Source organism: Mesorhizobium sp. U510, from assembly GCF_059180695.1.
Window position 1 is genome coordinate 1497846 of the sequence record NZ_CP180532.1, and the last position, 13491, is coordinate 1511336.

General features: G+C 63.3%; 11 protein-coding genes. 7 read left to right on the top strand and 4 right to left on the bottom strand.

Annotation, left to right across the window (positions count from 1 at the left end; translation table 11 throughout):
- Positions 1 to 76: 76 nt before the first annotated feature.
- The gene (locus ACLGL5_RS09280) at positions 77 to 826 is read right to left on the bottom strand and encodes an SDR family NAD(P)-dependent oxidoreductase (protein ID WP_038653761.1); all 750 of its coding nucleotides are present in this window, start codon (positions 824 to 826) and stop codon (positions 77 to 79) included.
- Positions 827 to 928: 102 nt separating this feature from the next.
- Positions 929 to 1699, bottom strand: coding sequence for a helix-turn-helix transcriptional regulator (locus ACLGL5_RS09285; RefSeq protein ID WP_069090840.1), 771 nt, complete (start codon positions 1697 to 1699; stop codon positions 929 to 931).
- Positions 1700 to 1809: 110 nt separating this feature from the next.
- On the opposite strand from ACLGL5_RS09285, the gene ACLGL5_RS09290 reads away from it, so the two are divergent.
- From ACLGL5_RS09290 to ACLGL5_RS09310, 5 genes are all read left to right on the top strand, one after another.
- A complete protein-coding gene (locus ACLGL5_RS09290) occupies positions 1810 to 3951 on the top strand; it encodes a hydantoinase/oxoprolinase family protein (RefSeq protein ID WP_069090841.1) in 2142 nt (713 codons plus the stop codon).
- 14 nt (positions 3952 to 3965) lie between these two features.
- Positions 3966 to 6170 carry a hydantoinase B/oxoprolinase family protein gene (locus ACLGL5_RS09295; RefSeq protein WP_069090842.1) on the top strand — a complete coding sequence of 735 codons (2205 nt, stop codon included), beginning with the start codon at positions 3966 to 3968 and terminating at the stop codon, positions 6168 to 6170.
- Positions 6167 to 6652, top strand: coding sequence for an acetone carboxylase subunit gamma (locus ACLGL5_RS09300; protein WP_069090843.1), 486 nt, complete (start codon positions 6167 to 6169; stop codon positions 6650 to 6652). Before ACLGL5_RS09295 ends, ACLGL5_RS09300 begins: the two co-directional genes overlap by 4 nt.
- 70 nt (positions 6653 to 6722) lie before the next feature.
- Positions 6723 to 7550 (top strand): SDR family NAD(P)-dependent oxidoreductase, encoded by an 828-nt coding sequence (locus ACLGL5_RS09305; RefSeq protein WP_069090844.1) that lies wholly within the window; start codon positions 6723 to 6725, stop codon positions 7548 to 7550.
- 335 nt (positions 7551 to 7885) lie between these two features.
- A complete protein-coding gene (locus ACLGL5_RS09310; RefSeq protein WP_069090845.1) occupies positions 7886 to 9199 on the top strand; it encodes an O-antigen ligase family protein in 1314 nt (437 codons plus the stop codon).
- Positions 9200 to 9299: 100 nt separating this feature from the next.
- Here the strand turns inward: ACLGL5_RS09310 and ACLGL5_RS09315 are convergent, their stop codons facing one another.
- A complete protein-coding gene (locus tag ACLGL5_RS09315; RefSeq protein ID WP_069090846.1) occupies positions 9300 to 10196 on the bottom strand; it encodes a LysR family transcriptional regulator in 897 nt (298 codons plus the stop codon).
- A 282-nt stretch (positions 10197 to 10478) separates the two neighbouring features.
- Here ACLGL5_RS09315 and ACLGL5_RS09320 point away from each other — a divergent pair, with 282 nt between their 5' ends.
- Both ACLGL5_RS09320 and ACLGL5_RS09325 read left to right on the top strand, forming a co-directional pair.
- Positions 10479 to 11213, top strand: a complete 735-nt coding sequence (locus ACLGL5_RS09320; RefSeq protein WP_069090847.1) for an SDR family NAD(P)-dependent oxidoreductase — start codon at positions 10479 to 10481, stop codon at positions 11211 to 11213.
- Positions 11214 to 11368: 155 nt separating this feature from the next.
- Entirely contained in the window at positions 11369 to 11968 is a 600-nt protein-coding gene (locus ACLGL5_RS09325; RefSeq protein WP_069090848.1) for an NADPH-dependent F420 reductase, read from the top strand.
- A gap of 185 nt (positions 11969 to 12153) precedes the next feature.
- Here ACLGL5_RS09325 and ACLGL5_RS09330 read toward each other — a convergent pair whose 3' ends face one another.
- Positions 12154 to 13413: a polysaccharide biosynthesis/export family protein gene (locus ACLGL5_RS09330; protein ID WP_069090849.1), complete on the bottom strand. Its 1260-nt coding sequence runs from the start codon at positions 13411 to 13413 to the stop codon at positions 12154 to 12156.
- Positions 13414 to 13491: the final 78 nt, after the last annotated feature.

Sequence of the window (13491 nt, forward strand, 5' to 3'; positions counted from 1 at the left end):
CTGTCCAGTTCCGATCGTTGCCTCGTCACGCGGAATTGTAGTCGCACCGGCCAATGTTGGGATGTTACGGCCCGGGTCAATAAGTGGCGCGGCCGCCGGAGACGTCGAAGACGGCGGCGGTCGTGAACGAGCATTCTTCCGAGGCGATCCAGCAGATCAGCGCCGCCACTTCCTCGACCTCGCCAAAGCGCCTCATCGGAATCTTGGACAGCATGAAGTCGATGTGCTCCTGGCTCATCTGCTTGAAGATCGCTGTTCGAACGGCCGCCGGCGTCACGCAATTCACCGTTACCTTGGTCTTGGCCAGTTCCTTGCCGAGCGACTTGGTCAGTCCGATCACGGCGGCTTTGGACGTGCTGTAGGCGGAAGCGTTGGGATTGCCTTCCTTGCCGGCGATCGAGGCGATGTTGACGATGCGGCCATAATTGCGCTCGAGCATATGCGGCACCAGCGCCCTGTTGCAGTAGAAGACGCCGTTGATGTTGATGTCGATGACCTTCTGCCAGTCCTCGGTCGAATAGGCCCAGGTCGTCATGTTCGGTCCGGTGATGGCCGCGCTGGTCACCAGGATGTCGACGCCGCCAAGCGCTTCGATCGTCCGTGCGGCGGCGCCTTCGACGCCGGCGGCATCGGCGACGTCAATGGCAACACCATGCAGGCCAGGGATGAGAGTTTTCGCCTGTTCGATCTGGGCCGGATCACGGTCCCAGACGCAGACGCGTCCACCTTCCTCGACGATCCTTTGCGCGACTGCCAGGCCGATGCCCGAGGCTCCGCCGGTGATGACGGCTGACCGGCCAGCGAAGCGTCCCGCGAAGTTCGGCATATGGTCTTCCTCCCAATCGATGGCGAATGTGAAGTCAACCGCAACCAAGTTCAAGGCGGGATCGGGCTTGCCGGACGGGATATTGGTGGGCCAGCAGGAGCGCTATCGGTGCTGAAAGAACTGCAAAAACAGCTCCCGCTCAGTGGTGATGTCGAGCTTCTCGTAGATGCGCCGGCGATGGTTCTTGACGGTGCCGACGGTGATGCCGAGACGCTCGGCGATGTTGGCTGTCGGATGGCCGGCGAGGACCAGTTGCACCAGCTCCCGCTCGCGCAGCGACAGTTCCGGCCACAGGCTTGTCGGGATGGTCGGCTTCTGTTGCGGCGAAGCGCCGGGGCCGGTCGGGGCCGAGGTGCGCGAAAAGTTGCTGCCCCGCGCCTTGATGTCGAGCGCATGCAGCGCCTCGAACACCGGCAGCCGCTCGTCCAAGAGGGCGATCTCGCTATCCTTGAACGAACTGGTCGAGCGGTCGAGGAAGATGCCCAGGCACCAGTCGCCGCCATCGGCCAGCATGATGCCGACCTCGTCGCAGATTTCTGACTGCGCCAGGAAGCCGGCTATGTACTGGCCGCGCCTGGCTTCTTCGTCGGCCAATCCCTTGAGTGGCAGGATGCCGAGACGACGCTCGCGTCGCCACGAGGCATAGAACGGGTCGAAGACGTAGTAATTGTCGAGATAGCGCCGCACCATCTCGTCCGAGAAGCGCCGGTGCTTGACGAATTCGGGTGTCCTTGTCGCCGAGTAACGGGTGACCGTCACCAGGTCGTGCGCAATGTCGGCGCCGATCAGGTCGATCAGGCAGTCGACATGCCGGTCGGTGCCGGTGGCGGCGATCGCCTTGGCCAGCGGCGCCCAGATGTTGCCCATGCGCATGCCCTTTTCTCGGCGAACCGCGCCGCGCAGTCATTGTGTCTTTAGGCATATGGCGCGATCCGCACGATCGAATCTAGCCTGCGGTCATTCTCGAAGAGGGAAGGCGACCCGTGGACCAGATCACCACCAACCCCATCGTCATCGGCATCGACGCCGGCGGCACCATGACCGACACGATCCTTGTCGATCAGGACGGCCACTTCAAGATCGGCAAGTCGGCGACCACGCCGAAGAACGAGGCCGAGGGTTTCCTCGCCTCGGCCGAGGACGCGGCCGATGCCTGGGGCATCTCGCTGGAGCAGCTGTTCTCCGGCGTCAACGTCGTGCTCTATTCCGGCACCGGCATGCTCAACACGCTGTTGTCGCGCACGGGGCGCCGGCTGGGCCTCATCACCACCAAAGGCCTGGAGGACATGATCCTGATGGGCCGCGGCCTGCAGGCCTGGGCGGACTATTCCTATGCCGACCGGCTGCATGCGGTGACACACCAGCATCCCGATCCGCTGGTGCCGCGCCGCCGCACCCATGGCGTCACCGAGCGCATCGACCAGTTCGGTGACATCATCCTGCCGCTCTACGAACATGAGGTCACGACCGCCGCCAGGAAGCTGATCGCCGACAAGGTCGAGGCGATCTGCATCATGACCATCTTCTCGCATGTCAATCCCGTGCACGAGAAGCGCATTGCCGAGATCTGCCGCCAGGAGATCGCCAAGGCCGGGGCCGACATCCTCGTCTACACCAGCCACGAGGTGCGCCCGGTCATCCGTGAGCAGTCGCGGCTGAACTCGGTGCTGATCGAGGCCTATGCCACCTCGCGCGGCCGCAAGCAGCTCAAGGGCATCGAGGACGTCTCCAAGAAATACGGCTTCAAATATGGCGTGCAGACGCTGCTCTCCTTCGGCGGCCTGACATCGATCAACCATCCGCGCCTGCATGAGACGATGATCTCCGGCCCGATCGGCGGGATTCTGGGCGCGGCCTATGTCGGCAAGCTGATCGGCAACGACTCGCTGATCTGCTCGGACATGGGCGGCACCTCCTTCGACATGGGCGTCATCACCCGCGGCCAGACGCGGATCGAGAACGAGCCATTGATGGACCGCTTCAAGCTCAACGTGCCGACGCTGCATCTCGACACGATCGGCGCCGGCGCCGGCATGATCCTAAAAGTCGATCCGCTGACCAAGAAAGTCTCGCTCGGGCCGGAAAGTGCCGGCTCCGATCCCGGTCCCATCTGCTTCGACAAGGGCGGTACCGAACCGACCATCGCCGATTGCGACGCCATCCTCGGCCGTCTCAATCCGCACTATTTCCTTGGCGGCAAGGTCGTGCTGCAGGTCGAGAAGGCGAGGATAGCCTTCGAGGAAAAATGCTCGCGCCTGCTTGGCGTCGGTGTCGAGGAAGCCGCCGAAGGCATGATCGACATGCTGGAGGCCGACGCCAACAACGCGCTGCGCCGCGTCATCTCCGGCCAGGGCATCCACCCCTCCGAGTTCACGCTGCTCTCTTATGGCGGCTCGGGTCCGCTGCATCTCGCCGGCTGCTCCAGGGGCATCGGCTTCAAGGACATCATCACCTTCCAGTTCGCCGCCGCCTTCTCGGCCTTCGGCTGCACCACCGCCGATTTCATGCGCCGCCACTCCGTGTCGACGCAGCATGACATCGGTGCACGGGCCAGCGACGACGAACTGCTCGCCTTCGGCAAGAAGGTCACCGCCGTCTGGGACGACCTGACCAAGGCGGCGGTCGATGAGATGATCGTGGACGGCCATGCGCGCGAAAAGATCAAGACCGTGCCGTTCCTGATGATGCGCTACACCGGCCAGCTCGAGGACGTGGAGGTGATGGCGCCGCTGCCGGCCCTCCAATCGGCCGACGACATGCGCAGGGTCATCGACGAGTTCGAGGCGGTCTACGCCAAGGTCAACCATCGCGTCTCGCGCTATGGCGAAGCCGGCTTCTCCATCACCGAACTTGGGCTGATAGCCACCGCCGACAAGGTCAAGCCGGTGCTGCTCAAGCGTCCGCTTGGCAAGTCTGATCCGTCGTCCGCCCGTAAGGGCGTGCGCGAGGCCTATATTGGCGGCCGCTGGCACAAGGCCAATCTCTACGAGATGGACTTTCTGCAGCCCGGTCATGAGCTGATCGGCCCGGCCATCATCGAACATCCCGCCACCACGCTCGTCGTTCATCCGCAGGACCGTGTCCATGTCGATGAGTGGACGCTGCTGCACTACACCCACGCTTGAGAAGGGCGAACGCCATGCTGGACAAACCCGCCTCCGCCCTGCGCATCCGCGAACGGCTGATCGAATCCGAACGGCTCATGGAAGAGACCGGCTGCTATGACGGCATCACCGAATTGCAGCTGCGCAACCAGGATCCGCTGAAATTCGAGACGCTGCACACCAAGCTGCGCGCCTATTGCGTCTCGGCACGCGAAATGGCCCGCCGCATCTCGGCTTCGCCGGGCGTGCGCGAAGTCGGCGAGATGGTCGTCGCCATCTACACGCCGGAAGGCGATGCGATCGCGCTCTCCAACGGAATCATGGTGCATGTGCACACGATGAGCCGCTTCATCAAATGGATGATCCGCAACGGCTACGAGGAAAACCCTTGCATCCGCGACGGCGACATCTTCGCCAACAACGACGCCTTCATCGGCACCGTTCAGGTGCCCGATGTGATGGACGTGGTGCCGATCTTCCACTCCGGCAAGCTGGTCGGCTGGGCGGGCGCGGTCTGCCACGAACTCGAGGCCGGCGGCATCACCCCCGGCGGCGATGTGGCGCTGGCGCAGGAACGCTTCACCGAGGGCCTTTTCGTCTGCGCCGAAAAGGTCGGCGAGAACGACGAGATCCGTCGCGACTATGTCATCCGCTGCGAGCGCAATTTGCGCATGCCGATCTATTGGGTGCTCGACGAGAAGGCCAAGGTCGCCTCCTGCATCGACATGCGCGAAAGCGTCAAGGCGCTGATCGACGAGATCGGCCTGGATTATTGGATGCAGGTGTCGAAGGAATTCATCGAGGAAGGCCGCCGTGCCCAGCTCGCCCGCACGCGCCAGCTCACGGTTCCCGGCATCTATCGCGGTCATACATTCTACGGCCATGTCACCGCGGGCAAGCCTGGCTATCAGCCGCTCGGCGATCCCGACTGGCTCTACAACATGCCGATCGAAATGGAGATCACCACCGACGGCAAGATCATCATGGACTTCGAGGGCACGCAGCCCTGGGGCTACCATTCGATGAACTGCACGCCGGCCGGCATGGATGGCGGCATGTTCGTGACGCTCACCCAGCACATGAATTTCGAGGGCCTGGTCAATGACGGCGCCTGGATGGCGACCGAGCTGAAGCTGCCGCACGGCACCTGGACCAACCCGGACAATGAGATGGTGGCGACCGCCACCTCATGGGCCTTGCTGCTACCGGCCTACGGCGTGTTCCAGCGACTGTTGTCGCGCTCCTTCATCGGGCGCGGCTTTGTCGAGGAAGCTTTCGTCGGCCAGGTCAACAGCCCGATGATCGAGATGGGCGGCACCAGCCAGTACGGCAAGCTGTTCGGCATGGCGCATTTCGAATGCGCCGCCGCCGGTTCCGGCGCGCTGGCCATCAAGGATGGGCTGGACACCGCCTATGTCGGCTGGAACCCCGAATCCGACATGGGCAATATCGAGATCTGGGAACAGAACATGCCGATGGTCTATATCGGCCGCTCGATCGTTCCCAATTCCGGCGGCGCCGGCAAATATCGCGGCGGCTGCTCCTTCATCTCTACCTGGCTGGTCAGCAAGACCGACCATCTCAGGCTGGTTACATCTGAACATTCCTCCCGCGTGTTCGACAATGGCGGCATGTGCGGCGGCTACCCGGCGCCAACCTGCCAGAAGCACCGCGCGGTGCGCGATAGCAACATCTTCGAACTCGCCGAAAAGCGGGCGCCGCTGGCGCATCACACCGGCACCAACCCGCATCGCTCGGAACTCGAACTGCGGCTGCAGGGCAAGCACGTGACGATGGAAGGCCCTTACATCACCGCCCCGCACAAGACCGGCGACGTCTTCACCCATTCCTATAATGGCGGCGGTGGTTATGGCGACGTGCTGGAGCGCGACCCGCTCAAGACGGCGACGGATGTCGAGAACGGCTATCTCACCAAGGAAGCGGCTACAGGCATCTTCGGCATCATGCTCGACGAGGACGAGGACGGCTATCCCGTCGCCAACCTCGAGGCCACCAAGCGCCACCGCGCCGAAATGCGCGCCAGGCGGCTTGCGCAGGCAAAGCCGGTCTCGGAGTGGATCGCTACCGAACGCTGCCGTGTCGAGAAGGCCGACTTCGCGCCCGAGGTGAAGAAGATGTACGCCAGCGCGATCAAGCTATCGTCGCGCTTCACCAGGGAATTCAGCGATTTCTGGAACGTCGACGCCAAATCGATCTTCATGCCGGGAGCAAAGCCATGACCTCGTACAGCAAGGAAGTCATCGCCGATCTGGTCGCGGGCACGCTGCCCTGGCCGCAGACGCGCCGCGTCATGAGCGCCTACAAGGATGACGACCGCTTCTTCAAATACGTCGCGGTGCTGCAGGACCGTGTCGGCTGGAAGGAGCCGATCCTGCTGCCGGTCTCGGATCACCTCTTCATCTGCCAGAGCGGCGACGAGCGTGTGACACGCTGCGAATGCGGTCACTCCTTCGGCGACTATCGCAAGAACTGGAAGCTCAAGGCTTCGATCATCGTGCGCAACACCGAGGAGACGCTGCGCGAAATCTATCCCAACAGCGATATCCCCGATCCGCAATGGATGGAGATCCGCGAATTCATCTGCCCGGAATGCGGCACCATGCACGAGGTGGAAGCGGCTGCCCCCGGCTATCCCATCGTGCACGATTTTCAGCCCGATCTCGAAGGCTTCTATCGCGAATGGCTGGGCAAGCCGCTCTAGAGAAAGGCGGACCGCGTCGACAAATACTCCGGAACCTGATTGCCTGCCGCAACCATTGGAGAAGCACGCGATGACAAACCTTGCTGGGCGCGGTGCAATCGTCACCGGCGGCTTTTCCGGGATGGGCTTCGCCATTGCCACGGCCTTGGTTGAAGCCGGTGCCAATGTCGCCGTCGGCTCCTACATCGCGTCTGCGGGCGCCGACAGATCCGACGCCGCCTACTATCCCGGCGTCGACGAAATCGAGCGCGTGCGCTCGGCCCTGTCGGCCCATGGCACCAGGGTGCATGCTGCTCACCTCGATGTCCGCGACAGCGAGGTCACCAACCGTTTCGTGGCGCAAGCCGAGGCCGCCATCGGTCCTGCCGACATCCTGGTCAACGCGGCCGGCACGACCGCCGAGCAACCGGTCTGCGGACATTCCGACGCGCTGTGGGACAAGATCGTCGACACCAACCTGACCGGCGCCTTCCGCGCCACCCGTGCCGTGCTTCCCGGCATGATCGAGCGCGGCTGGGGCCGCATCGTCAACATCGGCTCGACCGCGGCTTCCGTCGGCTGGAAGGACAATCCCGCCTACTGCGCCTCCAAGGCCGGCCTGCTTGGCTTGACCCGTTGCGTGGCGCTGGAGGGGGCGGCGCATGGCGTCACCTGCGTCATGATCAGCCCGACCTGGGTCGAGACCGAACTGATGCGCCGCAACGTGGCCCAGGTCGTCGAGCGCGAGGGCAAGGGGCGCACGGCGGAAGAAGCGATGGCCGAGATCGCCAGGGGCAACCCGCAGCAGCGCATGCTGCAGCCGCAGGAAATCGCCGCACTGGCCGTGTTCCTGTGCTCGGACTTGGCCAAGGGCATCACCATGGAAAACATCCAGGTCACCGGTGGAGCACTCTGGTAGCGTCCTCGTCGCTGATCCAGGCGGCTGTCGCGGGGCGGGCCACCGGCTGCTCTCTCTGCGTTCGCTGGAGCAATTCCAGGAAAAGTGTGAACGGTCTTCCCACAGGAATTGCGTCAAAACAAAGAGTTAGAGTGGTTCGCCGTTTCCGCGAAACGGTGAACGGCTCTGATGTAAGACAAGGTGACCGGATTTGCCATTGAGCATGCGGTGCGATAGGTTATATTGCACTGCACAATGGAGATGCCGTTTATTGCACGCCCCTCTTTGCGGATATGCCGGCCGGCTTGCGGCCTGCCGGGTTTGCTGGTCTTGGGCCGCGCCGACGGGACTCTGAGATGAAAATTCCAAAGTCCCTGCTGGTCGATCCCGAGAAGAACTCGGTCTATGGCGCTCTTGCCGTTGCCGTCTCGATCTGGGCGTTCTCCTATTCCGTCATTTTCGGCCAGGTGCTGATCCTGGCCTACTATGCCGTCTGGCTTCCGCTCATCCTGGTCGACTATCGGCGCTTCCTGCGGCAGTTCTCCAGCGCCTGGCTGCCGCTGCTGTTCGCGGCCTATATATGTTTTTCCATCTTCTGGTCGCAGGCGCCCGGCGTCACCGCCAGAACGGCGGTCCAGTACCTGTCCCACATCGCCTGTGCCTATGTCGCGGCGCGCACCGTCAGCGTGCGGACCCTGACGCTCGGCGCCCTGATCGGGATCTTCTTCGTCATGCTCTATTCGCTCAAGGTCGGGGCCTATTCCGAGGACGTCCTTGACGGCACCTACAATTTCGTTGGCGCATTTGCGTCCAAGAACCAGATCGGCTTCGTCGGCTCGCTCGGCATCTATTTCTCCGTGGTGTTCCTTGCTTTCCTGCGGCGTGGCCGGCTGAGTTTCATGCTGACCGTGCCTGTCGTGCTGCTGTCGGCCTACCTGCTGGTCATTTCGCATTCCGCCACGTCGATGGCCTCGATACCGGCGGTTCTGGCGCTGATCGCGCTTCTTGCCATGACCAAGCTTTTGTCACGGCGCTATCGCCGGGTGATCTTCGTGGTCGGCGCTGGCCTGATCGTCGTGGTGGCCTTTGTCGCCCTCAATCTCGGGCTCATGGACTTCGTGCTTGGCCTCTTCGGCAAGGATTCGACGCTCACCGGGCGGACCTATCTGTGGGAGCAGGGCTGGAACGCCGCGCAGCGCTCGCCGATCCTCGGCGTCGGCTATGCCGCCTATTGGGTGCAGGGCTTTGCCGAGGCCGAGCGGCTGTGGAACGAATTCTACATCACCACCCGCACCGGCTTCCATTTCCACAACACCTATGTCGAGGCGCTTGTCGAACTCGGCTTCACCGGAGCGGTGATGATCTCGCTGATCATGCTGCGCACGCTCTACGGCCATGTCTCGACGGTGATTTTCAAGGCATGGCAGGCCGAATCGGTGGTGCTGTTCGGCGTGATGGTGTTGCTGCTCATCCGCTCCTTCGTCGAGGTCGAGGTCCTCAACCCCTACATTATGGGCTCCTTCCTGATGTATTTCAGCTACTTCAAGCTGGCGCGGCTGCCGGTCACCCGCACCCGCTGGTCGCCGGCCTTCGAGCCGGCGGATGCGGCAAGGGGCGAGCCGGCCTGGCCCCGGCATGTCGGCCGTCCGGCCGCCGCCGATCAGATGTGAACTACGGTCCCGCGACCGGGTTCGACCTCATGTCGGACGCTAGGGATGTTCGCTTGCAGGCACTTGTCCACTGCAAGCGTCGCCGTCGACCTGCCGCGCGTCAGTCGCGCGATACGGACAGTCCCGCCAGAAGCGGCGCATGCGCGGCGAGCCTGCGGGATACGAACTCGGTGAAGAGCCGCACGCGCTTCGTCTTGCGCGTCTCGCCCTGTGTGAGAAGCCAAACCGTTCCATACATATGCAGGTCGGTGCCCGGCACCCTCGCCAGCAGGGGGTCGGCATCTCCGACGAAGCACGGCAGTGTCGTCATCCCAAGCCCTTGCCGTACAGCGACGATCTGCGCCTCGCCGTCCGTGATCCTGAACGGAACCCCTGTGGTGTGAACCTCACCCTCGCTGGCCCAATCCGGGATTCCATGGCTGCTTATGACGATCCACCGGATGGGATCAGGCCCGCCCGCACGCCACGCGGCCAGTCGATCGCGGGACATATAAACGCCTCCAAACAGCTCCGGTCCCTTCAGGCCGTGAAGATTGAGCGGCAGGGTTTTGCGGTCGTAGACGACGCGGATCGCGACGTCGGCCTCTCGGTTGGTCAGATTTGCCAGCTCGCCGGATGACAAGACTTCCATCTCGATGTCGCGATGCAGACGCGCGAAATCGGCGAAGTCCGGCATGAGCAGGTGTGTCGCGAGGGGCGGTGCCAGCGTTACCCGCAGAAGCCCGCGCACGCTCTGGTCGCGCCCGAAGACGCGCGTCTCCAGCTGGTGCGACGACGCTTCCATCTGGTTTGCGAGCTCGAGGACCTCCTCGCCCGCAGCCGTCAGGCGGTAGCCCGAGGGCAGCTTTTCGAACATGTGCGCCCCGAGGCGTTCCTCGAGCTGGGCGATGCGTCGCAGCACGGTCGAGTGATTCACCCCGAGGCGCCCGGCGGCAGCCCGCACCGAGCCTCCGCGCGCGACGGCAAGAAAGTAGCGAACGTCATCCCAGTCGATCATGGTGCAATCCGGCACCGCTAGGTGCGCCTTTCAAAGCCGGTGTCTAACACATCGTACGGCAACTCGTATGTGGGTGGCGCGGGGCGGCCATCACAGCCCATGCCTACAAGCAGGCCGGTTCCGAACGGCGGACACCGATCGTCGCGGCTGGCGTCGGTTGTCCAGCCGGATCGATTTCGCACCACCGATGTGCGCGCTTCCGTACTCAACAACTGACGAGGGCGGCCCCATTTCGAGGTTCTCGGAGGCAGATGCTGTCCCGACACCACGAAAGGAAAAGTCATGGGAAAGCTAGACGGGAAGGTTGCGGTCGTCACGGGAGGATCGAGCGGCATGGCGCTGGCGAGCGCCAAGCGGTTCGTTGAAGAAGGCGCCTATGTTTTCATCACCGGCCGGAGTCAGGAGGCGCTGGACGAGGCCATCAAGCTGGTCGGACGGAACGTGACCGGCGTGCGCGGCGACGCGGCCAATCTCGACGACCTCGACCGTCTGTTCGACGCGGTCAGGCGGGAAAAGGGCAAGATCGACGTCCTGTACGCGAGCGCCGGCACGGGCGAAGCCGTCCCACTGGGCGAGATTACCGAGCAGCATTTCGATGCGGCCTTCAACCTGAATGCGCGCGGCACGCTGTTTACGGTCCAGAAAGCGTTGCCGCTGTTCAACGATGGCGGATCGATCCTCATGACCGGGTCAGTTGCTTCGGTGAAAGGTTTTCCTGGTTACGGCGTGTATGCGGCGAGCAAGGCGGCGTTGCGTTCATTCGCACGCACTTGGCTCAACGAACTGAAGGACAGGAATATCCGCGTGAACGTGCTGAGCCCGGGGCCGATCGCCACACCGATGCAGGACCAGGTTCTCACCGAGGAGGCGAAGCAGATGTTCGAATCCCTGATTCCGCGGGGAAAGATGGGGCGTCCTGAGGAAATCGCGGCTGTCGCGGTGTTTCTTGCTTCAGACGATTCGAGCTTCGTGAATGGGGTGGAGTTGTCTGTCGACGGCGGCTTCTCGGCCATCTGAATTCGCGCCGGATCGTCGGACGTGGCTGACCGTCCGGAAGCGTCGAAGTCGTTCACGGCGGGACGTCTACGCGAGCAGTCGCCACGCAGCGAAGTGGATAACCCGGCGCCGTTGAAGGCCGGGCAATCAATATCAACACGGATCGGAGAAGCACTATGAGCTACGCAATTATAGGATTCGGTAAGATAGGCCAGGCTCTCGCCCACGCCTTCGCCCGTAAGAACATCGAGGTGACCGTCGCGAGCCGCCGGCCGCCCGAGGCGTTGGCGCCGCAGGCAAGGGCGATTGGCCCCACGGTCGTCGCCAAATCGCTGCGGGATGCGCTCGAGGCCGACACGATCATCCTGGCGGTCCCGTTTGCGGAGCACCGCGACGTCGCCAAGACCCTGCCGAGCTGGGAAGGCAAGACGGTCATCGACGCGATGAACGCGTTTCCCGTCCCGGAAGAGCTGGACGGCCTCCCGTCCTCCGCCTTCGTCGCGAAGGCGTTTGCCGGCGCCAGGTTCGTGAAAGGCTTCAATCACCTGGCTGCGGCCACCCTGGCTGCCGATCCGGTCGTCGAGGGCGGCCACCGGGTGGTTTTTCTGTCGAGCGACGACGAGGACGCGACCGCTCTCGTGGCGGATTTGGCCAAACAACTCGGATTCGCAGCCGTCAAGCTGGGAAAACTCAACGAGGGTGGCGCGCTGGTGCACGCACGCGGCCGCACTTGGGGCCAGCTCATCTTCCAGGACCTGTTCAAGAAGGAGCAGTAACGGATTTACTGACCACTGTCAGAGGCGCTGCTGCCCGGACCGTCCATGACAGTCAACGCGGGCCAAGTCATAATCCGAGGTCCGGAAGCGAGGGCTTCCGGTTTCCGCTTGGCATCGCCACGCAACAAATCGCGGAGCGGCTCTGCGTTCCGTGAAACGATGAACCGCTCAGAGGGACGCGTGACCTACTGGCTGGCGAGTGGCGCCAGCTTGACCTTGATCACGTCGCCGGGCAGCACCGGTGTCTCTTCCTTCGCCGCGATTTCGCTGGTCTTGCCGTCGACATTGCGCACCAGCGAATAGAGCAGCGTAGGCTGCTGGTCGGTGGTGATGGCGGCAGTCGTTGCGGGGTCGCTGGCCTGGGCGATCAGGCCTTTCTGCATGTTCACCTTTAGCGCGGCCTCGTTCAGGTCGGCTTCGGTCTGCTGCCGGTCGGCGGCGAGGCTCGAGCTCAACGTGTTCTGGGCGTCGATGGCGTCCTGCGTCGCCTTGCTGATCGACTGCTTGGCGGTGAGGATGGCCGTCTCGTAGTCGAGGATCTTGCCCTGCAGGTCGGTGACGGACTGCTGCGAGTCCAGGAGCCTGGCATTGGCGACCAGGCCCTTCTGCGCCAACGGACCGATGCTGGTGAGCTGCTGCTGCGCCAAGTCGACCTGCTTCTGCTGGTTGACGATCTTCTTTTGCAGCGATTCGATTTCGGCCTGAAGGACACTCTTGAGATCATCGAGCGCCTCGAGCTTCAACTTCAGCGCCTTCTGGTCCGCCGTGAGAATCGTCATTTCGTCGGCGACGATGGTCGGCAGCCGCGGATCGCCCTCGACCTCTTTCGGCGCTTCGAAACTTGCCTTGCCGGCCAGATCGGCATCGATGCGGGCGCGCCTGACGAGCAGCCGGACGCGCTGGTCGTCGGAGATATCGAAATTGCCCTTGGCGGTGACCAGGTCCTTGCCGAACTGGGGGCCGTAATCGGCGCTGCGCCTGATGCCGCCGGCGACACTGATCGCTTTCAGCACCGTCAGTTCGGGTACAAAGGGAAACTGGCCGGGATTCTGCACTTCGCCCGAAATATAGAAGGGCCGGAACTGCGCCATCTCGACCGAGGCCTCGGGCTTGTCCGACAGAGCGAGCTTGTGCTGCAGCGCCTCGGCGATTGCCGCCGCGACTTCCGCCGTAGTCTTGCCGGCCGCCGGCAATTCGCCGACGAAAGGCACCGACAGCGTGCCAGCCGGGCCGACCGTGTATTCGCCGTTCACCGCCGTCCAGTCGCGGAACGTGCCTTCGACGGTCTGCCATTCAGCGATGCGGATGTTGAGCTTGTCCTGCGAGCCGAGCTGGTATTCACCTGAGATGGCGACCTGGGGAAGAGAAGCCAGCGACATCGCAAGGCAGGTGGCCATAAGCCGAGAGCGGCCGGAAAAGCGGCCGCTGCCAAAGGCTTCGAACATATCTTTTTTCAACTGAACGTTCCGATCCGTTTTAGCCCCATCGCCCGATGAGCTTGCCGCCGGATGCCTGGTGCCGGC

What these genes read in the sequence shown, in the direction of transcription:
- ACLGL5_RS09280 (WP_038653761.1), bottom strand. Translation starts at nt 826, where the DNA reads ATGCCGAACTTCGCGGGACGCTTCGCTGGCCGGTCAGCCGTCATCACC.
- ACLGL5_RS09285 (WP_069090840.1), bottom strand. Translation starts at nt 1,699, where the DNA reads ATGCGCATGGGCAACATCTGGGCGCCGCTGGCCAAGGCGATCGCCGCC.
- ACLGL5_RS09295 (WP_069090842.1), top strand. Translation starts at nt 3,966, where the DNA reads ATGCTGGACAAACCCGCCTCCGCCCTGCGCATCCGCGAACGGCTGATC.
- ACLGL5_RS09300 (WP_069090843.1), top strand. Translation starts at nt 6,167, where the DNA reads ATGACCTCGTACAGCAAGGAAGTCATCGCCGATCTGGTCGCGGGCACG.
- ACLGL5_RS09305 (WP_069090844.1), top strand. Translation starts at nt 6,723, where the DNA reads ATGACAAACCTTGCTGGGCGCGGTGCAATCGTCACCGGCGGCTTTTCC.
- ACLGL5_RS09310 (WP_069090845.1), top strand. Translation starts at nt 7,886, where the DNA reads ATGAAAATTCCAAAGTCCCTGCTGGTCGATCCCGAGAAGAACTCGGTC.
- ACLGL5_RS09315 (WP_069090846.1), bottom strand. Translation starts at nt 10,196, where the DNA reads ATGATCGACTGGGATGACGTTCGCTACTTTCTTGCCGTCGCGCGCGGA.
- ACLGL5_RS09320 (WP_069090847.1), top strand. Translation starts at nt 10,479, where the DNA reads ATGGGAAAGCTAGACGGGAAGGTTGCGGTCGTCACGGGAGGATCGAGC.
- ACLGL5_RS09325 (WP_069090848.1), top strand. Translation starts at nt 11,369, where the DNA reads ATGAGCTACGCAATTATAGGATTCGGTAAGATAGGCCAGGCTCTCGCC.
- ACLGL5_RS09330 (WP_069090849.1), bottom strand. Translation starts at nt 13,413, where the DNA reads ATGTTCGAAGCCTTTGGCAGCGGCCGCTTTTCCGGCCGCTCTCGGCTT.